The organism is Aestuariivivens insulae (assembly GCF_022662195.1).
Lineage (GTDB): Bacteria > Bacteroidota > Bacteroidia > Flavobacteriales > Flavobacteriaceae > Aestuariivivens > Aestuariivivens insulae.
This window is the reverse complement of the sequence record NZ_JAKMCS010000001.1, coordinates 283,157-305,007: the sequence shown is the minus strand read 5'-3', so window position 1 is coordinate 305,007 and position 21,851 is coordinate 283,157. Positions and strand designations below refer to the sequence as shown.

The window sequence follows — 21,851 nt, the reverse complement described above, 5'->3', positions numbered from 1 at the left end:
CTTAATACCCAGCGACCTGACCGTCTTTTCTGCTTTCTGAAGCGCCTCTATACACCTTGTTTTCGGCATCCCATAGAATGGCCTGATAACCACCATAGCCTCCTAATCCGAATCCAACCTTATGCCTTTTTAACATAAGCCCCCTAACCGTCTTGTATGGAATACCGGACTCTACATGAATCTCTCCCCTTCCATCTACACCCTCTCCCGTTGGAGAAGAGGAGCCACTATGGTCCCAACGTGGTGCGTCGCCCGCCTCTTGGAGGTTCATCCCAAAATCGACTAGGTTCATAACAATTTGTGTATGCCCTTGTGGCTGAAAATCGCCACCCATAACCCCAAAGCTCATAAAAGGTTCACCATCTTTAGTTATGAAAGCTGGTATAATGGTATGGAATGGCCTTTTACCCGGTTGATACGTGTTATTATATCCTGGTTTTAAATTGAACAATTCACCACGATTTTGAAGCATAAAACCCAGTTTTGGTGGTGCCATTCCCGATCCCATACCTCGATAATTACTTTGGATGAAAGAAACCATATTACCGTATTTATCGGCCGTAGTTAAATAAATGGTTTCACCAGCACTTATCTCGCCTGCTTTATAAACTGAAGCCCGTTCTGTTATAAGTTGTCTTCGCTCTGCAGCATAGTCATCGGAAATCAATTTTTCAACAGGCACATTGGCAAAATCCATATCGGCATAATACTTGGCACGGTCTTCAAAAGCCAATTTTTTAGCTTCGGTAAACAAATGTAAATGCTCTGCACTGCCAAATTCAATTTTTGAAAAATCGTAACCTTCCAGTATTTGTAACATCTGTAAGGCGACAATCCCCTGTCCATTAGGTGGTAATTCCCAAACATCGTAACCGCGATAATTCACCGATACGGGCTCAACCCATTCAGAATGATGCTCTACTAAATCTTCCATAGATAAAAAACCGCCTTGACTCTGGATAAAGTCTGTTATGGTTTTAGCGATATCCCCCTTATAAAACACATCTCGCCCTTCGGTGGCTATTCTTCTATAGGTATTGGCCAAATATTTATTTTGAAACAGTTGCCCTTCCTGGGGTATTTTGCCATCCCTTAAATAATTATCTTCAATATTAGGGAATCCTTTTTCCAAAAACCTTGGAATGCTTAAGTTAAAATAAAAGGCGATGAGCTGGGTAACTGGAAAACCCTGTTCTGCATAGTTAATCGCTGGCTCCAAAATAGTTGTCATAGGTAAGGTGCCAAATTTTTCGTGTAACTCAAACCAACCATCTACAACACCGGGCACACTAACAGGTAATGGTCCATAGGGCGGGATTTCACTAAGACCTTTTTCAGTAAAATAATCTAAAGTTAAACGCTTTGGAGAACGACCACTGGCATTAAGGCCGTATAACTTTTTGGTTTTGGCATCCCAAAGGATTACAAATAAATCGCCCCCAATACCACAGCCCGTCGGCTCCATTAAACCTAAAGCAGCGTTTGCTGCAATAGCAGCGTCTATAGCGTTACCGCCTTGTTTTAAAATATCCAAGCCTACTTGGCTGGCCAGGGGATGACTTGTAGCCACCATACCATTTTGGGCTATAACTTCAGAACGGGTCGCGAAAAGCGCTCCTGTTATACGATCCTGAGCAGGGCCAAAAACAACAGTTAAGAAACTTAAACAAGCTAATACATATTTTTGCATAAACGAAAATTTAATTGATTACAAGTCACTTAACGAATTTAACGGTTTTATTTAAGACTGTCAAGTAAGTATTTGTTTGATCTTACAACAAACGAATAGCCCTAACAAAGATTACTTGTACTTTTTCTTTGTTATGTATTATTTTATAATACCCTTCCGACTTTAAACTCTTAATTGAGTTTAAAGCCACCTTCCCTTTTAAAGGGAAGGAATTGTGCTTACCTACTTTATTTAACTCTCCTTCTTTGTAAGGAAGAGTGGCTTCGGTTTCTGAAGGCCGAAACTAAGTTGAAGTCTGGAAACCGAAGACGAGCAGGTATTAAAGTTGTCTAAGCTGTTTTTATCATGAACTTAGAATTTTTTCATTTGTTTTAGATGAATACTAAAATAAAATTTCATGTACTTTTGATATATATGTGTGCATACCTTACTTTTAGTAGAATGAACAAAATAGCCATACTGCTATCTCTTGCCAGTATACTGATATACTATGCTTTTGCATACCATATAACCAGAACAGATTATGCCGTGTTAGTTTTGTTATATACTGTACTGTTCATTTTATTTTATAAACTGGTAGACATCCTAAAAAACAATACCAAGGCTTTAACCTATTTTGCTTTTGGGTTTCGGGCCATTTTTATATTGGCCATCCCTAACCTATCTCAGGATTTTTACCGTTTTATTTGGGATGGCAGAATGGTTCTTGAAGGATACAACCCGTATTTATATACTGTGGAATCTTTTATAAACAAAGGGGTATTTCCTGTAGCGCAGGCCCAAGAATTGTTTAATGGCATGGGCATTTTAAATGCCAGTCATTTTTCCAATTACCCGCCCTTAAACCAATTATGCTTTACTATTGCTGCTTTTTTTTTCGGTAAAAGTATTTTGGGATCGGTAGTGGTGATGCGCCTACTTATTATTGCTGCTGATTTTGGAACCCTTCATTTTGGAAAAAAGTTGCTAGAAAGATTAAGCCTACCCAGTTACCACATTTTTTGGTTTATTTTGAATCCGTTTATCATTATAGAGTTAACGGGGAATTTACATTTTGAAGGGGTGATGATTTTCTTTTTAGTATGGAGCCTTTACTTGTTGTACTCGAGCAAATGGCAATGGGCCGCCGTGGTATTGGCTTTGTCCATTTCGGTTAAATTGATTCCCTTGATCTTTTTGCCTCTATTCTTTCAATGGTTTACAAAACGTAGCAAACCAAATGACAAAATGTGGGCTTCGACTGCGCTAAACCTGACAAGTTTAATTTTATTTTATGCAATTGTGGGCATTGTTACCCTTTTGCTTTTTGCGCCTTTTTACTCCCCAAAATTTATTACCAACTATACCGAAACGGTGGCGCTATGGTTTACTAATTTTGAATTCAATGCCAGCTTATATTATATTGCCAGGGCTATTGGCTATACGTTTAGGGGGTACAATGAAATTGCAATTATAGGACAGTATATCCCCTTTGTTGTTCTGTCTTTTGTTTTTATCCTCACTTTTTTCAGAAGGATCAAAACCCTTATCCAATTGATTACAGCGATGTTATTAGCCTTGTCGTTTTATTATTTTACGGCCACAACAGTACACCCTTGGTACATTGCCACGCTTTTAATCTTATCGGTATTTACTAAATACAAATTTCCGTTGGTTTGGAGTTTTGTCATTATACTAAGTTACCTGGCTTATCTCAATATCAATAAGGCCGATAAACAGGAGAACTTATGGATTATCGCTTTGGAATACCTTATAGTCTATGGTGTTTTTATTTGGGACGTTTTTATAAAAAAGGCTCCCAGAATGGAAGCCTAGATTTTCATAAAATTGAGTTATAGTTTTTCCAACTTAACTATTGTGTTTACCTCCTCTTCGTCCTCATTTCCATCATCATCAATAGTTACAATCATTTCTACCGTATAAGTAATCTTGAACTTTTTGTTTAAAAGTGTATCAGAATCTAAATCGAATGCCTCTAATACCTCTTTTTTAACTTCTTGAAACGTTATGGTATACTCTTCGTCGTTTCGAGTGGCAATAAAATTATAGCCATAATCTTCGTGTCCATCATAAATAGCATGGATAACCATTGTATCTTCTTGGGCATTTACAACTGTTACCCCTGTAAAACTTGTTACTATTAAAAACATAATAACAAGAGCTTTTAACATAACTATACGCTGTGCTTTCATTTAAAAAAAATTTAAATTGTATTGGAATTATACATCGGAAATCATTACTACCACAAGTCCGATTGGCTTTCAACAGCTTAATCCCTTAAGTCGTTAGTAGCATTAGTTTTAAACAGAATCCTTTCTTGCCTATCAAATTAAATTAATAAGTTTTGCTATAAATAAATCAATCACTTCAATAACGATAAGGATTATAATAATCCATTCGAGCTTACTACTCTCCTTATGATCCATAATATCCTTAAAAAGCTCTAAATTCTCTTTTATAATCTCTATACGATCATGGATTAACCGATATCGGTCTTTTAAATCGAATGCTTTTTTTAAGTCTAGGTTAAGCTTGTTAAGTTGTTCATTTTCCCAGGTAATTTCGGGCGAATCGAAAATATATAGGTTCTCTGAAATCCTATTTTTTATATTCAATACTTTACCTATAAACCGTTTTAACTTGTTCCCGGAAATGTCCAGTTTTCCCTTTTGCTCTAGATATAGCGTATGCTTATTGGTTTCAACAAGCAGTTCTTCAGTAATTTCAGAGTACCTGTTCAAGGCTACCGACTGTGACGCATTAAGCATCACCAATCGAATCATTTCTTCATCAAAACTAGGGAGTACTACACTGTTAAATTCTACTTTTAAGGTATTGGGCTCTACAACAACAGCTACCGAATCTGATAACTTTTGTTTGAAATAATTAACACAGAATGGCTGTATGTGCTGCAAGGCCATTTCAATTTCAAGTTTAGGCATGTTAAAAAAGCTCACCATGCCATACTGAAAGATGTAAATAAATTTTTGTGGTGAACTTGTATAGTAAAGTTCATCGCTATCATGAAACAACAACTGCCACGGCAATCCTTGCTTGCTAGATTTTATGTTGATAGCACTAGCTACTTGGTAAGCAACTACAGAATACATTTAAGTATTAAATACGTCGTTTGAATCTTTAAAACTCTTAAATTCCAACATATACCCATTAGGGTCCTTCACAAAAAAAGAATGGTGCTCTCCTGCTTTATGCTTTAAAAAAGTAGATTGGGTTACCAAGTCTAATTGTAGCTCCTTTAGTTTGGCATAACTATTCTGCCAAGTGGTATGGTCTAAAATAATTCCAAAATGGAAGGATGGCAATATCTTACCTTCAAACACATAATTAGGGCTATTAAAGTTAAACTTACCTGCCTTTATGAATGTTATTTGATGGCCATAAAAATTTACATCGACCCAATTTAATGTGCTTCTTCCAAATGAAGCTCCAATGTTATTATAAAAACTTTTTGTCTCCTTGACACTCTGGCAAGGTAAAGACATGTGAAACGATGTTTGCATAGACCATAAATTAAAGTAAACTATATGGGTTTTAAACTTTGTACCCTATAAATAACATCATCGCCATCTTCGTCCTCTACAAAGGTTATTCTAAACTCTTTGTCAATTAAACTATTATCGCTTTTTAAATTGAACTGCTTTAAAACACGCGGGTGAACTTCCTCAAAAGCTAGCTCTTCACCATTTTCAAACCAAAATATATAATAACCGTTTTTGTACGACTTAAAAACAGCTGTTCTCATAGCATTTGTAATATATTAATCGTTTTCATTATCTGAATCCCCGTTAGCAATTTCCGGTTCTTGAACAGCTTCTGGATCGTCATTATTAAAATCTTCATAATCATCCTCATCATAATTCTCCATGGTTATGGCCAGTTTTTTACTAACCTTTACCAGATATTTTGTATCTGTGGTCGTCACTTCAACAGCTTCAATAATTTCGTTATGCTGATTTCTAAATGATATAATTTGATCATCATCGTAACCATCGGGATACTTTTCAACCAATAAGGCCAATATTTCTGGTGTTAATTTTTTAAAATCTACAATGACACGCTTTAAATTATCATTCCTGTTTTTCATTTTTTTAATAAAAGTTTGGTTAGTTTGGTTTACTGGTTCAAAAGATAGGCAAAAATTAAAGGCGCAACAATAGTAGCATCACTTTCTATAATAAATTTTGGTGTATCGATATCGAGTTTCCCCCAAGTTATCTTTTCATTAGGCACTGCACCCGAGTAAGAGCCATAGCTTGTTGTAGAATCACTTATCTGGCAAAAGTAGCTCCAAAACGGGGTGTCTGTACGCTCCATATCCTGGTAAAGCATAGGCACCACACAAATTGGGAAATCACCTGCAATACCACCTCCTATTTGGAAAAACCCAATACCATTCTTAGAATTCTCTGTATACCAATCGGCTAAAAAAGTCATGTATTCTATACCCGACTTTATGGTGCTGGCTTTCAATTCGCCTTTTAACACATAACTGGCAAAAATATTCCCCATGGTACTGTCTTCCCAACCTGGGCATACAATAGGCAAATTCTTTTCGGCTGCAGCGTACATCCACGAATCTTTCAAATCAATTTCGTAGTACTGTTCTAAAACGCCAGATAGCAACATCTTATACATGAATTCATGTGGTAAATAGCGCTCGCCCTTAGCATCGGCTTCTTTCCAAATTTTAAAAATATGTTCTTGCAAACGCCTAAAAGCTTCTTCTTCTGGAATACAGGTATCTGTAACTCTATTTAACCCTTTTTCCAACAAATCCCATTCTTCTTTTGGCGTTAAATCGCGATAGTTGGGCACTCTTTTGTAATGCGAATGTGCCACAAGATTCATAATATCTTCTTCAAGGTTAGCCCCGGTACAGGATATAATTTGCACTTTATCCTGTCGTATTATTTCTGCCAAGCTTTTCCCCAACTCTGCCGTACTCATAGCTCCTGCTAAGGAAATAAGCATTTTGGCTCCATTATCTAATTGTGCCTCGTAACCTTTGGCTGCATCTACCAAAGCGGCGGCATTAAAATGCAAATAATGTTTTTCTATAAATTGTGATATTGGACCTTTAGTACGCATCGTCGTCATTAAATTTAGTTACATTTCCTTTTTGTTTAGACACATCGTAAGTGTTATCATAATCATCATCGATAGCTTCGTCCATAAATTTATAACTTAACATCTTATAATACAATTTCGCAGCTAAAAAGTCTGATGATTTTTCTTTTGAATTAGGACAAAGTTCAACGATATCGAAACCTACTACATTTTTCTCAGCAAAAACCTGCTTTAAAAAATCTAAGGTCTCATACCAAAACAAACCACCTGGTTCTGGCGTTCCTGTACTTGGCATAATGGAAGGGTCTAAAGCATCTAAATCTAAAGTAATAAACACATTATTGGTCATTTGATCGATAGCCGAATCCATCCAGGTATCGTCTACAGCCATCTCATGGGCAAAATAGGTTTTATCGGTATCCATAACCGTTTTTTCAATACTATCCATAGAACGGATCCCCACTTGAATTAAGTTCGTGGTTTGACTTGCTTCGTATACTGCGCAAGCGTGATTACAGGTAGAGCCTTCGTAACTTTTACGTAAATCGGCATGAGCGTCGATATGCAACACGGTCAAACTTGGAAACATTTCGTTAAAGGCTCTTATGGTTCCTATAGATATGGAATGTTCGCCACCAAAAATGGTTACAAACTTATTTTTCTTTATATACTGTTTTGTCACTTTATGTACGGCATCTACCATTGCTTCTGGCGAACCGTTTTCGGTAACGGCATCGGCTAAATATACGCCTTGTTGGTACACTTCGGTATCGGTTTCTATATCATACAGCTCCATATTTTCTGAAGCTTCCAAAAAAGCCTGAGGCCCTTTATCGGCACCTTTTTGCCAGGTACTCGTACCATCGTAAGGTACAGGGATCAATACAATTTTTGCTTGTTCCAATTTTGCGAATTCCTCAGGAATTCCTGCATAGGTATTATTAATATTGGTTGTCATTCTTCAAAAATTTTACAACGCCCTATTGGGTCTATATTTTAACTATTTGGCTGATATTGGCCATTGCTTGCCAAATGCCCTTTATAGGCTGTCATAACCTAAGATTTTAAGTAAGTCTTCACTTTTTTGTTGTTCACTAAATAATTCTGTTGTGATGTTTCCGTTTGCATCACGATCTATTAAAACATGTTTTGGTGACGGAATTAAGCAGTGCTGTAATCCACCAAAGCCACCTATAGTTTCTTGATAGGCTCCTGTATTAAAAAACCCAATATACAAAGGTTTTTCCTTGTTGTATTTTGGCAAGTAAATCGCATTCATGTGCTGTTCACTATTGTAATAATCGTCACTATCGCAGGTTAAACCTCCCAATAAGACGCGCTCGTAGGTATCATTCCAACGGTTAATGGGCAACATAATAAACCGTTTGTTTATCGCCCAGGTATCGGGTAATGTGGTAATGAAAGATGAATTGATCATATTCCATTTTTCACGGTCGTTTTGTTGCTTTTGGTAAAGCACCTCGTAAATAGCACCACCACTTTCTCCTACGGTAAAGCTACCAAATTCCGTAAATACATGGGGAACTTCAACCCCTTCTTCATCGCAAGCCAATTTTATTTGATTGATAATTTCATCAACCATATATTCATAATCAAAATCGAAAGCCAACGAGCTTTTTGTAGGAAAACCGCCCCCAATGTTTAAGCTGTCCAGCGACGGACAAATCTTTTTTAAACTGGTATACACTTTCAAACATTTTGAAAGTTCGTTCCAATAGTAAGCATTGTCCCTAATACCAGTATTAATAAAAAAGTGCAACATTTTAAGCCTTACCTTTTTATTGCCCTTAATTTGGTTTTTATAGAAAGGGACAATGTTTTTATAGCCAATCCCCAAACGTGAGGTGTAAAACTCAAATTTTGGTTCTTCTTCTGATGCGATACGGATACCAATATTAAATTTCCCTTCAATTTCTGCTGAAAGCAAATCTATTTCTTCGTAATTATCGATAATGGGAATACAGTTTTTATGCCCATTATTTATCAACCTAGCAATGTTGGTCACATATTGCGAACGCTTAAACCCATTACTTAGCACATAGGTTTCGTCGGTTATCTTACCTTCTTTTTTTAGGTTTTCCACGATATCTATATCGAAGGCCGAAGAGGTTTCAATATGGATGTCATTCTTTAAGGCCTCATGCAACACATGCTTAAAGTGAGAGCTCTTGGTACAGTAGCAATAACTATACTTCCCACGGTACTTATTGTTCTTTAAGGCTTTGGCAAACCACCCTTTGGCTCTTTGTATATTGGCCGATATTTGTGGTAAATAGGTAAACTTAAGCGGCGCTCCATAGGTTTCTACCAATGTCATTAAATCGATACCATGAAACTGTAGCGTTTTATCTTCAAGTTCAAATTCCTCTTGAGGGAAATCAAAAGTTTGATTGATTAAATCAATATATTTCGTATTCATTTATTTTATAAAAAAGTTAACTGAAAAAATAAGCGTATTAACGATTCGCTGATTGAATGAAAAATAAATGGTATCAAATACGGATTTGATTTTGTGTAGTAGGCACAAAATCGTAATGATGCTGGCTAGCACCTATTGCAGTCACGGAAGTTAGCTTTAAAATTCGGTCACTTAATCTGTAAGCTGCTTTTGAATATGACTTCCTAATTTTCAAAAGCCCGAACATAAAAACAGGTTTCAATTTGTTCAGCTAAATACAGTACAAATGAAATACAAAAAATTTAATTAAATCTGTTTTTCTTTAATTTTTTTTAAAATTATTTTAATACTGATTTACAGCATCTTAAGATTATTCAGTTCCTGTTGGGTCAAATGTTTCCAATGCCCTCTTGGAATATCCTTTTTGGTAAGATGTGCTATAGCCACACAGTCAATACTTAAAATATCGTAGTTAAAATGTTCGAAAATGGTACGTATGATGGTATTGCCCGTGTTTTTTATTTTTAGACCTATCTCTTTTTTACTAGCACCATCGATATAACTAATCTCTTCTACAGCAATTAATTTCCCATCTATCTTAAAACCATTTTGGATTTTTTTGAAGTCTTCCAGCTTTAGGTTTTTATCCAATTCGATGTGAAACAATCGTGGTACACCGTACTTTGAATTGGTAAATTTGTTAGCAATCACTTCATCATTGGTGAACAATAACAGGCCTTTGGAATTTCTACCTAAGCGGCCAATAGGCTTGATCCGGGATGATGTGGCATTGGCCACCAAGTCCATAACAGTTCTTCCCTTACCTTCACTTGTAGTCGTAGCAAAACCTTTAGGTTTATTAAGTAACACATATGCTTTTTGCTCTGGGTTAACCCTCGCACCATCGTAGCGCACCTCATCGGTGGGTTTTACTTTATAACCCATTTCGGTAACTACTGTACCGTTTACAGTAACAAGTCCCGTTGCGATATGTACATCGGCTTCCCTTCGTGAGCAAATACCAGAATTGGCAATGTACTTATTTAAGCGAATTTCATTGGGATTCGATGGCTGCTCTCCACTAGACTGTACTGCTTTCTTTATAGGCGCATTGCCTCTAGCATAACTTGTTTTACGCGTGGTATTATGCCCTCTTCCCGATGGTTTCCCTTTTCCCTTTCTGCCTTGATGCCTATTCATGTTGATTAATTTTTATGCAAAGATAGATTTAAATTTACTATTGGTGATTTTTGATTGATGATTTTTAAAACTGAATAGTTCCTTCATTCTGCAGATACAGTAAAAGATCTAAAATTATTATTTGATATATCAAATAATTATGACATTCGATACACCAACATCTACTATTCTTTATACTATTGAAGAAACCATAAAGGCCTATCGCAAATTATGTGCTAAAAATATAGCGGAAGTCATACCAGACATCACTGTCGACCAGGGCCTAATTCTCATCATTTTACATAAAAACAATAGCCTTACCCAGATGGAATTGGCCAATTTGGTTTTTAAAGATTATGCTTCTATCACACGGATATTGAAATTAATGGAAGATAAAGGTTATATCTCCAAAAAAATTGATACTAAAGACAAAAGACGTTCGTCGGTAACCATAACAGCAAAAGGGGAAAAGGCTATTGCCCAATTAACCCCTATTATAGTACTTAACCGAAAAACTGCTTTACAGGGGATTACCGAACCAGAACTCATCCAATTATTCGATACCTTAAAAAAAATAACACAAAACTGCACCAATTAAAATGAACAAGATTACCTACTTATTAGCTATTGTACTTATCTGCTCTTGTACAAGTAAAGAAACCATACACATACATTCTGATAGCAAGGTCATAAAAATTGCAAATTACCTAGATTCCTTAGAGGGTTTTAGTGGCACTGTCTTAATAGCCAAAAACGATAGTGTTCTATTTAAAAAAGCATACGGGTTTGCCCATTTGGGCCATAAGGTCAAAAATAATACAGACACTAAATTTTCTTATGCCTCTATTGGCAAATCATTTACGGCTGTTGCCATATTCCAATTAATTCAAGCAGGTAAATTAGCATTAGACGACCCTATCGGGAAATTTCTTCCAAATTATCCTAACAAGGTAGCTAGAGATTCCATAACCATTAAATTGCTTCTATCCCATAGGAGTGGATTGCCTAATTACTTTCAGTCAGAAAAATTTATAAACACCCCAAAAAACCAATTTCGAACCCTCGAAAACTTAGCTCCACTTTATGAAAATAGACCATTGGAATTCCAGCCTAATGAACAATTTGCCTACCGAAATACAAACTATGTTATTCTAGGCAGAATTATAGAAGCCATTTCACGACTACCTTATGAACAGCTTATTAACGAAAATGTATTTTCTATAGCCAAAATGAAAAACACTGGGAATTTTGATATGGACCATCCTATTGAAAATGCTGCTGAGAATTATACCCTATCGGATATATACCCAAACAAACTTCAAAAGACCATGTTTATGAGTGCCGTTAAAGGCAATCCCGCTGGTGGTGGCTACTCCACACTAGATGATCTGTACAAGTTTGCCACTGCTTTCAAACACAACCTATTATTAAATACAGAGTACACAACCCTTTTGAAAACAGAGCCAGAAAATAGCTGGTATGGCTACGGTATGCAGTTTGCAGGTGCGAAAGGGTCTGGTATCTACGGCCATAGTGGCGGGCATTTTGGTGTTGGTGCCGAATGGCGGATTTTTGAAAAACAAAACTATACCGTTATTCTACTAACCAATAAGGACCTCGACCAAGGTTTTTTGGACGCTCGTTTTTTTATAGAACAAACCCTTGCCGGATCTACCCCAAAATTAGACCGTTATTTCTTTACCAAAAAAGTGACCACGGCATGCTTAGACAAAGGTATAGACTATGCTAAAAGCATGATCTCAACATCTAAAACAGATTTATCTGAAATGGATCTTAACGCCAAAGGTTACGACATGTTAAAACGAGGATTTTACCAAAAAGCCATTGCCCTCTTTCAACTTGAAACCTTTGCTTTTCCCGAATCTTATGATGCTTACGACTCCCTTGGTGAAGCGTATATGAATAATGGTGACACCCTTAAAGCCATTGAAATGTACAGAAAAAGCCTGGAACTAAATCCTGAAAACGATAATGCAAGCGACAGAATAAAAGTATTGTTGGAGCATTAAACAACATTGAAATTAGTATTCAACATAACCAATTTTCCTGTACACATTTAATCACATTACATTTTGAATTTATAAAAACATTCATGTACATTCGTTTGGACTATTCATGTATACCAGAAATATAGACATGTCAAACGCCATGAACCTAACAGAAAGCCACAGCTTATTTATAAAACGTGTTTTTAATAGTTACTATCCTATTAAAGAAAATACCATTTCCCAATTAATAGCCATCGCTAAAATCAAAAAGATAGACAAAGGGGATTTATTGCTTGACATAGGACAAACATCAAAAAACATCTATATTTTATACCAAGGTATTATTATTTCCTACTTTTTGTCCCAAAATGGCAGTCAGTATCACAAAAACATCTTTTTGGAAGGTCACTTTGTGGGATCAACCGTTTCGGCTTTAAAAAACGAACCTTCCCATTTTGCCCTTGAAGCTATTGAAAACACTATATTAATTAGCTTTAAGTACGCCAGCTTCAGGGAGCTGTTAAACAGTAATCCTGATTTAAAAAATTTCTATATCGCGTATCTGGAAAAGAATTGGGTAATCGACAAAGAAAAGCGTGAAATTGAAATTGTGATGAAAGAAGCCGTGGAAAGATATCTGGATTTCATCCATTCCCACCCCAATATAGAGCGTAGAGTTCCCCTTCACTATATTGCCTCCCATTTAGGCATTACACCTACCCAGTTGAGTAGAATTCGAAAAAAAATTAAGGAAAAACGCCCGTAATCAACATATGTAAAGAAAAAGCTCTTTTATTCTGTTCAATTTTGCCATATGAAGTTATTCTCACTGTACACATTGGCATTCACTGGAGGGATCTTCCTAGCCATTCAAGCGGGGTTTAACACGCAATTGGGGTTCTTTACTAAGCAACCCATTCTAGCTGTGGTATCTTCCTCTATGACCAGTGCTATTTTGGGCAGTATTTTCATTCTGTTTTTAGGCAAAGGAACCATTTCCATGGACGCCATACAACAAGTCCCGCTCCACTTATGGTTTCTGGGCGGGGCCTTTAGCATGGTTGGTATCTCCTTTTATTTTTATACCATCCCTAAACTGGGCATTTCTAAAATGATTACCCTTGGTTTATGCGGTCAGCTCATATTTGCCGTAATAGCAGGAAAATATGGATGGCTTAACCTTCCTGTTGAGCCCATTACCATCAAACGACTTATTGGCATCTGCTGTATGATTGCCAGCATTATATTAATCAATTCAAAATGAACAACGAAAAATTAAACACCTACAATCTCACCACCTTATGGTTAAACGCAGTTTCCTATTCTGAAAAGACCTGGGATAATGATTATTTTGAGTGTGCCCATATCGAAAACACACAATGGCCCAACAGACTTTGGGCAAAAAACACGTTATCGGCTCAAGACCTTGAAAACGCTATAACACGCTTAGATTTAAGTCATAAAGGATTAACCCTTTCACATTTTTGCACACCAGACCAAAAAAACACGCTACAACACAACGCCAAGCTTAAGCTAAAATCTGTGCAATACGGGATGAGCTTAGCACTTAAAAACAAGTTTAAGACACAAAAAAATCTTGTATTTAGAAGCATAGATCACGAAGACAGGGCCAATCTGTGGAGCGATGCTTTTTCCAAAGCCTTTGGTTACAATATTAGTGTAGAAACAATCATGAAAACCAAAGAGAAGATTCCTTACTATTTAGTGTACTCTAAGCTGGACGTTGTGGGAACCGTTATCTTATACCCAACCCAGCACGTTGCCGGAATTCATAGCTTAGGAGTTATCCCTACCAAAAGAAAGCAGGGATTCGCTTCAGAAATAATGCATCACGTTTTAAACAAGGCCATTGACCAAAATTTGTCTTTGGCCACACTTCAAGCCTCAGTAATGGCAAAACCCATGTATTTAAAAATGGGCTTTTCAATAGACTTTATCATGGAAAATTATCAAATACAATAACACCTATGGAATTCATAAAACATCAAAACTGGCGATACGCCACCAAACAATTCAATCCAAATAGAAAAGTATCAAACGACAATATAAAGCTTTTAAAGCAAGCCATTCAATTATCGGTCTCTTCATACGGATTACAACCTTACAAAGTCCTTATCATAGAAGATGATACCACAAAGCAACAATTACGGGCGGCATCGTGGGACCAAAGCCAAATAACCAATGCCTCCCATTTATTTGTATTTTGTAATTACACCCAAGTTCAACCCAATCTTGTAGATGAGTATGTCGCGCTTTCTGCAAAAGCAAGAGCTGTAAACGTTGAAGATTTAATGGGCTATGGCAATTTTATGAAAACCAAACTTGCAGAAAAATCTGTTGCAGAACAATTCCAGTGGACCAAACACCAAACCTATATTGCGCTTGCCAATTTATTGGCCGCTTGTGCAGAGCTTAAAATAGACGCTTGCCCTATGGAAGGTTTCGAGGCGGATAAATACAACGCCATTCTAGGGCTAAGCGATAGAGGACTAAACGCTTCCATTGTAGCACCTATAGGCTATAGAAGTGATACAGACCATGCCCAGCATTTTAAAAAGATTAGGAAACCACTAAAAACCTTATTTGAAACCATGTAAATACTTTCATATTTTTTGAGTTTACAAATGTTTTCGGTTATTTTCATTTGACTTCTGATATAAACCATTAAGACAAAAATATCATATAATTGATAGTTAGCAAATGAAGGAACTCATTACCCAAAAAGCATGGACGGCATCTGAAATGACTGGAAAGTCAATGTTTAGTCTGTAAAATGGAAGTTTTATTAAAAGCAATTTATCCAAACCTTAAATCCTATTCAGCACCACATCCACATTAATAAGCACAATGCTAAACACTCCAACCACAATAATAAATTTGAGCATGTTATGGAGGATGAGATAATGGGTTTTGGTTTGGGATTTCCACAGTAAGACCAAAAACAAAAAGAGTATAAACAAACTCAAATAAAAAAACAGGTACATATACCCTACCTCGAATTTGTACAACAGCAAATAAGTCGGCACTAATGCCAACATAATTAATATGCTAAGCATGAGCTTAGATACCTTTTCACCATAAACGACCGGTATGGTTTTGTAGCCCAATGCCAGATCGCCTTTAATGTTTTCCAAGTCTTTGGTAAGTTCCCGCATGGAAATCATTAAAAACAAAAAGATGGCATGTACAAAAATGACGGTTTCGAAGTTTTTGTAATACATAAAGATAGCAAAGAAGGGGGCTATGGTCAATACCGCTGAGGTTAAGTTCCCAATAAAAGGCAACTTTTTCAGTTTATGCGAATAAAACCAAATGCAAAATATATAGACCGAAAAGAATACCACGGCACGAAACGACACATAACTGGCCATAATGGCCGCTAGAAAATTCAACACAAAATAAAACGACAGTTTTGTGTTTTGGCCAACCAATCGATCCAATTTAGACTTTATCGGTTTATTGATCAAGTCTTTTTCCGAATCGTAAAAACTGTTAATGATGTAACCGCCTGCAATGGTTGCTGCCGAAGCGAGCACCAGCATCAACAGATTAAGATCGAAAACCACTGTTTTTAAGGGTTTATCGGGTGCTAAAATGTAAATAGACGTTAAATATTGGGCTATGACTACGATTAGGATATTATAGCCTCTAACCACAGAAAACATACTGAAAAACTTAAGTAGGATATGTTTTTGTTTTCTGGATAACATTTGAAAAATGATGGAAATTCTTTTTATTAAGATTCCCGCCTCCGCGGGAATGACAATTTCAACGGAAACTCGATTCGATTACTCGAATTCGAGAGTTTTACCTAAAAATTGTAAACAACCTCCAGCTTATAGCCAGCAAGGGCCTGTTTTGCTTTTTCAATATCTTGGGCAAAGCCTAAAATATAGCCACCACCACCAGAACCACAAAGCTTCAAGTAATAATCGTTGGTCTCAAGGCCTTTTTTCCAAAGGTCATGAAACTGTCCTGGGATCATGGGCTTAAAATGGTTTAAGACCACTTTAGACAACTTCTTCGTGTTATGGAACAACGATTTGATATCACCTTTTAGGAAATCCTCCACACAGGCATCGGTATGCTTTATAAATTGGTCCTTAAGCATATTACGGAACCCTTCCTGCTTCATGTTTTCCATAAAGATACTTACCATAGGTGCTGTTTCCCCAACACTTCCGGAATCCAATAAAAATACGGCGCCTTTCCCTTCACTTTGTTGTGCAGGAATACCCGTGGCTTCTATATGGTCTTTGGAATTGATAAGAATGGGGATGCTCAAATAACTGTTTAAAGGATCCAATCCTGAAGACTTACCATGAAAAAACGATTCCATAGCCGAAAAAATGGCCTTTAATTTCAACAGTTTTTCGCGGGTCAAGTTTTCCAAGACCGTAATCTTATCAAAAGCATATTTATCATAGATCGCCGCTACTAAAGCCCCGCTACTACCCACACCATAACCTTGCGGAATGGACGAGTCGAAATACATGCCCGCTTCAACATCGGCTTTTAAGGCAGAAATATCAAACCTTACTAAATTGGCATCGATAGTTTCCAAATATGCTGCAAACCGTTTTAAACTGGCATTCGATTGTTTGGCAGCATCAGAAAGGTCTTTTTCAGATTTTAATGCGCCGTTATAAAAGTTGTAAGGTATGGATAGACCCTTAGAATCTTTTATGATACCATACTCACCAAAAAGTAATATTTTAGAATAAAAAAGCGGTCCTTTCATTTTAGATAATTAACAATTTATAATGAAAAATGAACAATTATTGTTTTGATGATTTTACTATACTAACCAATAATTTCAGCATTTCGGTTGATTTTGGCTTAAACACCTCAAACTCCTCATCATCAATAAATTCTGTTGCATGCAATAAATCAATCCAATAGTCAGTTTCGTTTGCTTCTTTTAAACTTATTGACATTTTATTTGTAAAGTCCAATTTGCTTTGGGCAAACTCTGCTTCACGTACATTCGCCCCTATTGATGTACCAGACTTTAACAATTGTCTTGACATCACAAACTCTTTTTAACTGTAGGCTAATTTTTTATAAAAGTTTACGATTTCAACAGCAAAATCAAAACTTTTATCCTTGACAAGATTTGGTCTCATAATGAATAAATTAAAATTGATTTTTAAATGTAATCATTTTTAATTTTACATTATTCATTATTAATTAATTGGGCTCCAAAGCCTATCTGATCGCAAAGATAGTTTCCATTTTCACAATATGCAACTAATTCAGTGTTAATGAATTCAAGTACTTGACTAGATTCATTTTCAGGAAACAACACATGTACATTGGCTCCTGCATCGAGGGTAAAGCATATTTTAGAATTAGTCTCTGCTCTGTAGCTCCATATTTTATTGATGATTTCCAGTGTATTGGGTTTCATTAAAATAAAATAGGGCATACTGGTCATCATCATGGCATGCAAAGACAAGGCTTCACTTTCCACAATTTTTATAAATGCCTCTAAATCGCCCTGCTTTAAAACCGTTTTTAAAGCAGACATATTCCGATGCGCCTGCTTAAACCGTTCTTGAGCAAACGGATGGTCATGCATTAAATTATGCCCCACGGTACTGCTCACTTGCTTTTGGCCTTTATCGACCAACAAAATAACATCTTGATAATTGCTAAAATTGTCATGAACCTCGAACGGGTACTTTACACCAAATAAATCGGAACTCCCATCAATCTCTTGATGCGCTCCCCAAACCACCAAGGGCCCTTCTAAACTACGGCAGGCACTACCAGAACCCAATCGTGCTAAAAAGGAGGCTTTTTCATTGAAAAAAGCATCAGTCATTTTGTTTTCGTTCAATGAGCGCTCTAGACTCATTAAACATAAAGCCAAGGCACTCATCCCCGAAGCCGACGACGCAATACCGGAACTGTGAGGAAAGGTATTTTGGGTCTCTATTTTAAAATGATAGTCTTTTAAAAAAGGCACATACGTTTCTGTACGCTTGAAAAATGTTTCAATCTTAGGCTTGAACGCGTCCTTTTGTTCGCCATCCAGAAACACATCAAAAGAAAAACCGCCATCATTATCCTTCTTGGAATAACTTAACGTAGTAATGGTTTTACAATTGTTAAGCGTAAAGCTAATGGATGGATTTTCTGGAAGTTGTGGCTCCCTTTTACCCCAATATTTCACCAAAGCGATATTACTGGGAGACGACCAGGTAACACTACCTTTATTTATAGTTTTGGAATATGGTTTGGGAATAAAATCTTGTGCTGTCATAAATTAATGTACTGCAAACAAAGACTGTCTAAAGGCAGGTTTTGTTCAAGTGCTAATATTTTTTTGCAAAAGTAAACAAAATCTAATGCGCTTTTTCTGTTTCAAAAGACATTGCAATTAATTTTAGCATTGTTTTATAATTTCTGGCCGTAGCTGTTACTTTTAATTTTTGCTCAAAAAAATTGTTGCTGAACTTTGTTCTGCCATAGCCTAATGCACTGAAAAAATAAACACAATGGTTAGTAATAACAAACGATTCATTGTCATTGGACAATTCCATAACAGTCTCTACCAAACTTGCATTGGGCTGGGCATACAACAGCATAAAGTAACTGTTTTCCTTTTTTTGCCCTTCAAACGGACAGACATCAAAAATGTGCTGCAGTTCTTTTGGTGTCTTAATAAGGATAGGGACTTCAAATCCAAAATGATTTTTAATGGCTTGATGTATTTTTAATTCCAAAGTTGGAATATCTGTTTCAGACGCTTGAAATATAACGTTCCCACTTTGAATATAGGTCTGCACCTTTTGAAAGCCTAAACCAGAAAGCAACTCCCGTAATTCTGCCATGGGAACTTTTTTCTGTCCGCTAACGTTTATACCCCTTAGCAAGGCGATGTATGTTTGCATTAAAAGTCTTGTTTTTGGTTCAGAAATCTGTACACCAGAATACCATAAGGCTTAGCTATATAGTGTATTGAATAATTGAAATTGTCTAAATTAACGATTCTAACATTTTTGTAACGCACTTGGAATGCTATAGGATAAACCAGTATAAAATCAAGCTGTTTTTCAATATCAACCCAAAACTCTTCAGATTTACCATTAAACTCCATAAAACATTTTGCTTTATGGAATTCTATTTTTGCTTCTTCAGTAAATTGAATACTTTTAGCGACCATATTGGGCTTTTATGGATTCCCAAGAATAAAGCTTTAATTCTCCCTTTTCATCACGTTCAATCATATCGTCCATCATGGCTTTATATTCCTCGGAAGGCTCACTAAATCGCTTGGCTGTATCTTCCAACGTAAACTCTATATAGTTTTTTAAGGATCGCTTTTGAAGTTTGGCTTGTTTCGCTAGAATTTCAATAGCTTTATCGTCCAGTTCTATTATTTTTTTTGTTTTACCCATAATATATATACTTTATATATATCAAATATATTAAAATAATATATCACAACAGTCTTTTAAAGCAACTTATTCTCACTATTTCATTATCCTACATATTTATAGACCTGCCAGGTTTTCAAAACCTAGCAGGTCTCAACAGGTTATTTAGAAATATGCTTGGCTGCAACATAAGCCCCCGTCCATGCATTCTGAAAGTTAAACCCTCCCGTAACGGCATCGATATTTAGTACTTCTCCTGCAAAATACAGGTTCTTATGCAACTTGCTTTCAAAGGTTTTAAAATTCACTTCTTTTAAGTCTACACCACCGGCAGTTACAAATTCTTCTTTAAAGGTACTTTTCCCATCTACATTAAAAGCCGCCTTGGTAAGCTGCTGTGCTAAACTTTCTAATTGTGCTTTATTCACATCTGCCCAAATTTCATGCCCCCCTATTTGGGATGCTTTTACCAATTGTTGCCACAAGCGCTTAGGCAATTTAAACTGGGTAAACTTAATTACTTTTTTCTTAGCCAAGTCTTTTTTTAAACCTTTCAATTCGGCTAAACAATCAGCAAAGGCCATGCTAATAAAATTAATTTCTATCTGAAATTTATAATCCAACTTAGCCAATTCCAATGCACCAAATGCGGATAACTTTAAAATAGCTGGGGCACTAAATCCCACATGAGTGATGAGCAAAGGACCTTGTGATTCTAAATTTGTACCCAACACGCTTACCTCAACATTTTGGGCAACTACGCCCGGTATATCTTTTATACGTTCGTCTTTTACATTAAAGGTAAACAATGATGGTACAGGTTTAACAATAGTATGCCCCATCCCTTCTAAAAGTTTCCACAGTTTTAAACTGCTTCCCGTGGCTACAAGAATTTTATTGGCAAAAAAATCGCCTTTGGAAGTATTTACACACCATGCACCATCTTGCTTTGTAACCCCTTTAACTACATGCTCATATTTAACCTCAACCTGATGTTTCTTGGCTTCGTTTAAAAAACAGTCGATAATGGTTTGCGACGAATTACTTTCTGGAAACATTCGGCCGTCTTCTTCTATTTTTAAGGACACGCCCCGTTGTTCAAACCAAGCAATGGTATCGCCCGTCATAAATTGATGGAAGGGTCCCAGTAACTCTTTTTCTCCCCTTGGATAATTCAACACTAAATCCTGCGGAATAAATTCGGCATGAGTTACATTGCAGCGTCCGCCACCAGAAATTTTCACTTTTTGTAATCCCGCTTTGTTTCGTTCTAAAACAACCACCCTTAATTTGGGATTGAAGGTCGCTATATTTATAGCCGCAAAAAAGCCTGCCGCTCCACCTCCCACAATAACAACATCGGCTTTATTCATAACTTATCGGGGTTATCTGAAATAATACCATCCACTCCATAAGCTTTCATGCGATCGATGGTTTCTTCGTCATTTACCGTCCACGTATTTACCTTATAGCCCTTTGCTTTGGCCTGTTGTACATTTTCAGGCGTTAGGAGTGCATAGTTAGGATGTATGGCCACAGCATTAATAGTTTCGGCAAATTCTATGGCTTCGGCCACATTCGCCTTGGTCAATACTCCTAAGGGTATATTTTTATCTCTTTTAAAAACATCTTCCAACTCATGATGCTGAAAGCTGGACACAATAAAATTGCTATACTCCCATCCTTTGGTTTTTATATAATACTGGATAAGATCACAGGTTTTTGATGCCGTATGTTTTCCTTTTAATTCAATATTAACCAAATGGTTTTTACCAACCAAATCCAAAACTTCTTCTAAGGTTGGTATTTGAAACTGTCCATCAACCTTTAATTGTTTTAATTCGTTAAGCGACAGCTTACTCACCTCCCCGGTACCATTGGTCATTCTATCCAAGGTAAAGTCGTGAAACACTACCAACTCTCCCGAAGCACAAACATGCACGTCTACTTCTACACCATCCACTCCTAAATCCAAAGCCTTTTGTATGGATTCTAATGTATTTTCGGCCACATATGCCTTAGCCCCCCGATGTCCCATTTTTAAAACTGTTATATTCATT

General features: G+C 36.5%; 26 protein-coding genes. 7 read left to right on the top strand and 19 right to left on the bottom strand.

Going from position 1 to position 21,851, the window contains the following annotated elements:
• Window position 1: 1 nt before the first annotated feature.
• Window positions 2-1,690, bottom strand: a complete 1,689-nt coding sequence (gene ggt / locus MR062_RS01125; protein WP_242202214.1) for a gamma-glutamyltransferase — start codon at window positions 1,688-1,690, stop codon at window positions 2-4.
• A 441-nt stretch (window positions 1,691-2,131) separates the two neighbouring features.
• Between ggt and MR062_RS01120 the strand changes: the two genes are divergently transcribed.
• Complete coding sequence (locus tag MR062_RS01120) at window positions 2,132-3,505, top strand: mannosyltransferase (protein WP_242202213.1); 1,374 nt, start codon at window positions 2,132-2,134, stop codon at window positions 3,503-3,505.
• Between the two features lie 17 nt (window positions 3,506-3,522).
• Here MR062_RS01120 and MR062_RS01115 read toward each other — a convergent pair whose 3' ends face one another.
• From MR062_RS01115 to MR062_RS01075, 9 genes are all read right to left on the bottom strand, one after another.
• Window positions 3,523-3,882: a hypothetical protein gene (locus MR062_RS01115; protein WP_242202212.1), complete on the bottom strand. Its 360-nt coding sequence runs from the start codon at window positions 3,880-3,882 to the stop codon at window positions 3,523-3,525.
• A gap of 132 nt (window positions 3,883-4,014) precedes the next feature.
• Window positions 4,015-4,800, bottom strand: coding sequence for an RMD1 family protein (locus tag MR062_RS01110; protein ID WP_242202211.1), 786 nt, complete (start codon window positions 4,798-4,800; stop codon window positions 4,015-4,017).
• Window positions 4,801-5,211, bottom strand: coding sequence for a VOC family protein (locus tag MR062_RS01105; protein ID WP_242202210.1), 411 nt, complete (start codon window positions 5,209-5,211; stop codon window positions 4,801-4,803).
• Window positions 5,212-5,231: 20 nt separating this feature from the next.
• A complete protein-coding gene (locus MR062_RS01100) occupies window positions 5,232-5,453 on the bottom strand; it encodes a hypothetical protein (RefSeq protein ID WP_242202209.1) in 222 nt (73 codons plus the stop codon).
• A 15-nt stretch (window positions 5,454-5,468) separates the two neighbouring features.
• Complete coding sequence (locus MR062_RS01095; protein WP_242202208.1) at window positions 5,469-5,795, bottom strand: hypothetical protein; 327 nt, start codon at window positions 5,793-5,795, stop codon at window positions 5,469-5,471.
• Window positions 5,796-5,824: 29 nt separating this feature from the next.
• Entirely contained in the window at window positions 5,825-6,799 is a 975-nt protein-coding gene (locus MR062_RS01090) for a deoxyhypusine synthase family protein (RefSeq protein WP_242202207.1), read from the bottom strand.
• Window positions 6,789-7,736, bottom strand: coding sequence for an agmatinase (gene speB / locus MR062_RS01085; protein ID WP_242202206.1), 948 nt, complete (start codon window positions 7,734-7,736; stop codon window positions 6,789-6,791). Before speB ends, MR062_RS01090 begins: the two co-directional genes overlap by 11 nt.
• A gap of 81 nt (window positions 7,737-7,817) precedes the next feature.
• Window positions 7,818-9,218: a type III PLP-dependent enzyme domain-containing protein gene (locus MR062_RS01080; protein ID WP_242202205.1), complete on the bottom strand. Its 1,401-nt coding sequence runs from the start codon at window positions 9,216-9,218 to the stop codon at window positions 7,818-7,820.
• Window positions 9,219-9,551: 333 nt separating this feature from the next.
• On the bottom strand, window positions 9,552-10,397 hold the full coding sequence (locus MR062_RS01075) for a pseudouridine synthase (protein WP_242202204.1): 846 nt from the start codon (window positions 10,395-10,397) through the stop codon (window positions 9,552-9,554).
• 139 nt (window positions 10,398-10,536) lie between these two features.
• Between MR062_RS01075 and MR062_RS01070 the strand changes: the two genes are divergently transcribed.
• From MR062_RS01070 to MR062_RS01045, 6 genes are all read left to right on the top strand, one after another.
• On the top strand, window positions 10,537-10,974 hold the full coding sequence (locus tag MR062_RS01070) for a MarR family winged helix-turn-helix transcriptional regulator (protein WP_242202203.1): 438 nt from the start codon (window positions 10,537-10,539) through the stop codon (window positions 10,972-10,974).
• A gap of 1 nt (window position 10,975) precedes the next feature.
• Window positions 10,976-12,406, top strand: coding sequence for a serine hydrolase (locus MR062_RS01065; RefSeq protein ID WP_242202202.1), 1,431 nt, complete (start codon window positions 10,976-10,978; stop codon window positions 12,404-12,406).
• A gap of 139 nt (window positions 12,407-12,545) precedes the next feature.
• Window positions 12,546-13,151 (top strand): Crp/Fnr family transcriptional regulator, encoded by a 606-nt coding sequence (locus tag MR062_RS01060; RefSeq protein ID WP_242202201.1) that lies wholly within the window; start codon window positions 12,546-12,548, stop codon window positions 13,149-13,151.
• A gap of 48 nt (window positions 13,152-13,199) precedes the next feature.
• On the top strand, window positions 13,200-13,649 hold the full coding sequence (locus MR062_RS01055) for a DMT family transporter (protein ID WP_242202200.1): 450 nt from the start codon (window positions 13,200-13,202) through the stop codon (window positions 13,647-13,649).
• Window positions 13,646-14,368: a GNAT family N-acetyltransferase gene (locus MR062_RS01050; protein ID WP_242202199.1), complete on the top strand. Its 723-nt coding sequence runs from the start codon at window positions 13,646-13,648 to the stop codon at window positions 14,366-14,368. Before MR062_RS01055 ends, MR062_RS01050 begins: the two co-directional genes overlap by 4 nt.
• 5 nt (window positions 14,369-14,373) lie before the next feature.
• Complete coding sequence (locus tag MR062_RS01045) at window positions 14,374-15,003, top strand: NAD(P)H-dependent oxidoreductase (RefSeq protein ID WP_242202198.1); 630 nt, start codon at window positions 14,374-14,376, stop codon at window positions 15,001-15,003.
• Between the two features lie 210 nt (window positions 15,004-15,213).
• On the opposite strand, the gene MR062_RS01040 is transcribed toward MR062_RS01045, so the two are convergent.
• The 9 genes from MR062_RS01040 to MR062_RS01000 form a co-directional block, all read right to left on the bottom strand.
• On the bottom strand, window positions 15,214-16,116 hold the full coding sequence (locus MR062_RS01040; protein WP_242202197.1) for a geranylgeranylglycerol-phosphate geranylgeranyltransferase: 903 nt from the start codon (window positions 16,114-16,116) through the stop codon (window positions 15,214-15,216).
• A gap of 101 nt (window positions 16,117-16,217) precedes the next feature.
• On the bottom strand, window positions 16,218-17,147 hold the full coding sequence (locus tag MR062_RS01035; RefSeq protein WP_242202196.1) for a mevalonate kinase family protein: 930 nt from the start codon (window positions 17,145-17,147) through the stop codon (window positions 16,218-16,220).
• A 37-nt stretch (window positions 17,148-17,184) separates the two neighbouring features.
• Window positions 17,185-17,436 carry a four helix bundle protein gene (locus tag MR062_RS01030; RefSeq protein WP_317235739.1) on the bottom strand — a complete coding sequence of 84 codons (252 nt, stop codon included), beginning with the start codon at window positions 17,434-17,436 and terminating at the stop codon, window positions 17,185-17,187.
• A gap of 146 nt (window positions 17,437-17,582) precedes the next feature.
• A complete protein-coding gene (gene mvaD, locus MR062_RS01025) occupies window positions 17,583-18,674 on the bottom strand; it encodes a diphosphomevalonate decarboxylase (RefSeq protein ID WP_242202195.1) in 1,092 nt (363 codons plus the stop codon).
• Between the two features lie 82 nt (window positions 18,675-18,756).
• The gene (locus MR062_RS01020; RefSeq protein ID WP_242202194.1) at window positions 18,757-19,305 is read right to left on the bottom strand and encodes a DUF1697 domain-containing protein; all 549 of its coding nucleotides are present in this window, start codon (window positions 19,303-19,305) and stop codon (window positions 18,757-18,759) included.
• Window positions 19,305-19,577 carry a hypothetical protein gene (locus MR062_RS01015; RefSeq protein ID WP_242202193.1) on the bottom strand — a complete coding sequence of 91 codons (273 nt, stop codon included), beginning with the start codon at window positions 19,575-19,577 and terminating at the stop codon, window positions 19,305-19,307. Before MR062_RS01015 ends, MR062_RS01020 begins: the two co-directional genes overlap by 1 nt.
• Complete coding sequence (locus MR062_RS01010) at window positions 19,567-19,812, bottom strand: hypothetical protein (RefSeq protein WP_242202192.1); 246 nt, start codon at window positions 19,810-19,812, stop codon at window positions 19,567-19,569. Before MR062_RS01010 ends, MR062_RS01015 begins: the two co-directional genes overlap by 11 nt.
• Window positions 19,813-19,952: 140 nt before the next feature.
• Window positions 19,953-21,164, bottom strand: coding sequence for a BaiN/RdsA family NAD(P)/FAD-dependent oxidoreductase (locus MR062_RS01005; protein ID WP_242202191.1), 1,212 nt, complete (start codon window positions 21,162-21,164; stop codon window positions 19,953-19,955).
• Window positions 21,161-21,850 (bottom strand): glycerophosphodiester phosphodiesterase, encoded by a 690-nt coding sequence (locus tag MR062_RS01000; RefSeq protein ID WP_242202190.1) that lies wholly within the window; start codon window positions 21,848-21,850, stop codon window positions 21,161-21,163. The genes MR062_RS01005 and MR062_RS01000 overlap by 4 nt, the downstream gene beginning before the upstream one ends.
• Window position 21,851 lies beyond the last annotated feature (1 nt).

What these genes read in the sequence shown, in the direction of transcription:
- MR062_RS01030 (WP_317235739.1), bottom strand. Translation starts at nt 17,436, where the DNA reads ATGTCAAGACAATTGTTAAAGTCTGGTACATCAATAGGGGCGAATGTA.
- MR062_RS01090 (WP_242202207.1), bottom strand. Translation starts at nt 6,799, where the DNA reads ATGCGTACTAAAGGTCCAATATCACAATTTATAGAAAAACATTATTTG.
- MR062_RS01075 (WP_242202204.1), bottom strand. Translation starts at nt 10,397, where the DNA reads ATGAATAGGCATCAAGGCAGAAAGGGAAAAGGGAAACCATCGGGAAGA.
- MR062_RS01015 (WP_242202193.1), bottom strand. Translation starts at nt 19,577, where the DNA reads ATGGTCGCTAAAAGTATTCAATTTACTGAAGAAGCAAAAATAGAATTC.
- MR062_RS01055 (WP_242202200.1), top strand. Translation starts at nt 13,200, where the DNA reads ATGAAGTTATTCTCACTGTACACATTGGCATTCACTGGAGGGATCTTC.
- MR062_RS01040 (WP_242202197.1), bottom strand. Translation starts at nt 16,116, where the DNA reads ATGTTATCCAGAAAACAAAAACATATCCTACTTAAGTTTTTCAGTATG.
- MR062_RS01115 (WP_242202212.1), bottom strand. Translation starts at nt 3,882, where the DNA reads ATGAAAGCACAGCGTATAGTTATGTTAAAAGCTCTTGTTATTATGTTT.
- ggt (WP_242202214.1), bottom strand. Translation starts at nt 1,690, where the DNA reads ATGCAAAAATATGTATTAGCTTGTTTAAGTTTCTTAACTGTTGTTTTT.
- mvaD (WP_242202195.1), bottom strand. Translation starts at nt 18,674, where the DNA reads ATGACAGCACAAGATTTTATTCCCAAACCATATTCCAAAACTATAAAT.
- MR062_RS01050 (WP_242202199.1), top strand. Translation starts at nt 13,646, where the DNA reads ATGAACAACGAAAAATTAAACACCTACAATCTCACCACCTTATGGTTA.
- MR062_RS01110 (WP_242202211.1), bottom strand. Translation starts at nt 4,800, where the DNA reads ATGTATTCTGTAGTTGCTTACCAAGTAGCTAGTGCTATCAACATAAAA.
- MR062_RS01070 (WP_242202203.1), top strand. Translation starts at nt 10,537, where the DNA reads ATGACATTCGATACACCAACATCTACTATTCTTTATACTATTGAAGAA.
- MR062_RS01000 (WP_242202190.1), bottom strand. Translation starts at nt 21,850, where the DNA reads ATGAATATAACAGTTTTAAAAATGGGACATCGGGGGGCTAAGGCATAT.
- MR062_RS01120 (WP_242202213.1), top strand. Translation starts at nt 2,132, where the DNA reads ATGAACAAAATAGCCATACTGCTATCTCTTGCCAGTATACTGATATAC.
- MR062_RS01020 (WP_242202194.1), bottom strand. Translation starts at nt 19,305, where the DNA reads ATGCAAACATACATCGCCTTGCTAAGGGGTATAAACGTTAGCGGACAG.
- MR062_RS01100 (WP_242202209.1), bottom strand. Translation starts at nt 5,453, where the DNA reads ATGAGAACAGCTGTTTTTAAGTCGTACAAAAACGGTTATTATATATTT.
- speB (WP_242202206.1), bottom strand. Translation starts at nt 7,736, where the DNA reads ATGACAACCAATATTAATAATACCTATGCAGGAATTCCTGAGGAATTC.
- MR062_RS01005 (WP_242202191.1), bottom strand. Translation starts at nt 21,164, where the DNA reads ATGAATAAAGCCGATGTTGTTATTGTGGGAGGTGGAGCGGCAGGCTTT.
- MR062_RS01010 (WP_242202192.1), bottom strand. Translation starts at nt 19,812, where the DNA reads ATGGGTAAAACAAAAAAAATAATAGAACTGGACGATAAAGCTATTGAA.
- MR062_RS01035 (WP_242202196.1), bottom strand. Translation starts at nt 17,147, where the DNA reads ATGAAAGGACCGCTTTTTTATTCTAAAATATTACTTTTTGGTGAGTAT.
- MR062_RS01080 (WP_242202205.1), bottom strand. Translation starts at nt 9,218, where the DNA reads ATGAATACGAAATATATTGATTTAATCAATCAAACTTTTGATTTCCCT.
- MR062_RS01095 (WP_242202208.1), bottom strand. Translation starts at nt 5,795, where the DNA reads ATGAAAAACAGGAATGATAATTTAAAGCGTGTCATTGTAGATTTTAAA.
- MR062_RS01065 (WP_242202202.1), top strand. Translation starts at nt 10,976, where the DNA reads ATGAACAAGATTACCTACTTATTAGCTATTGTACTTATCTGCTCTTGT.
- MR062_RS01060 (WP_242202201.1), top strand. Translation starts at nt 12,546, where the DNA reads ATGAACCTAACAGAAAGCCACAGCTTATTTATAAAACGTGTTTTTAAT.
- MR062_RS01045 (WP_242202198.1), top strand. Translation starts at nt 14,374, where the DNA reads ATGGAATTCATAAAACATCAAAACTGGCGATACGCCACCAAACAATTC.
- MR062_RS01105 (WP_242202210.1), bottom strand. Translation starts at nt 5,211, where the DNA reads ATGCAAACATCGTTTCACATGTCTTTACCTTGCCAGAGTGTCAAGGAG.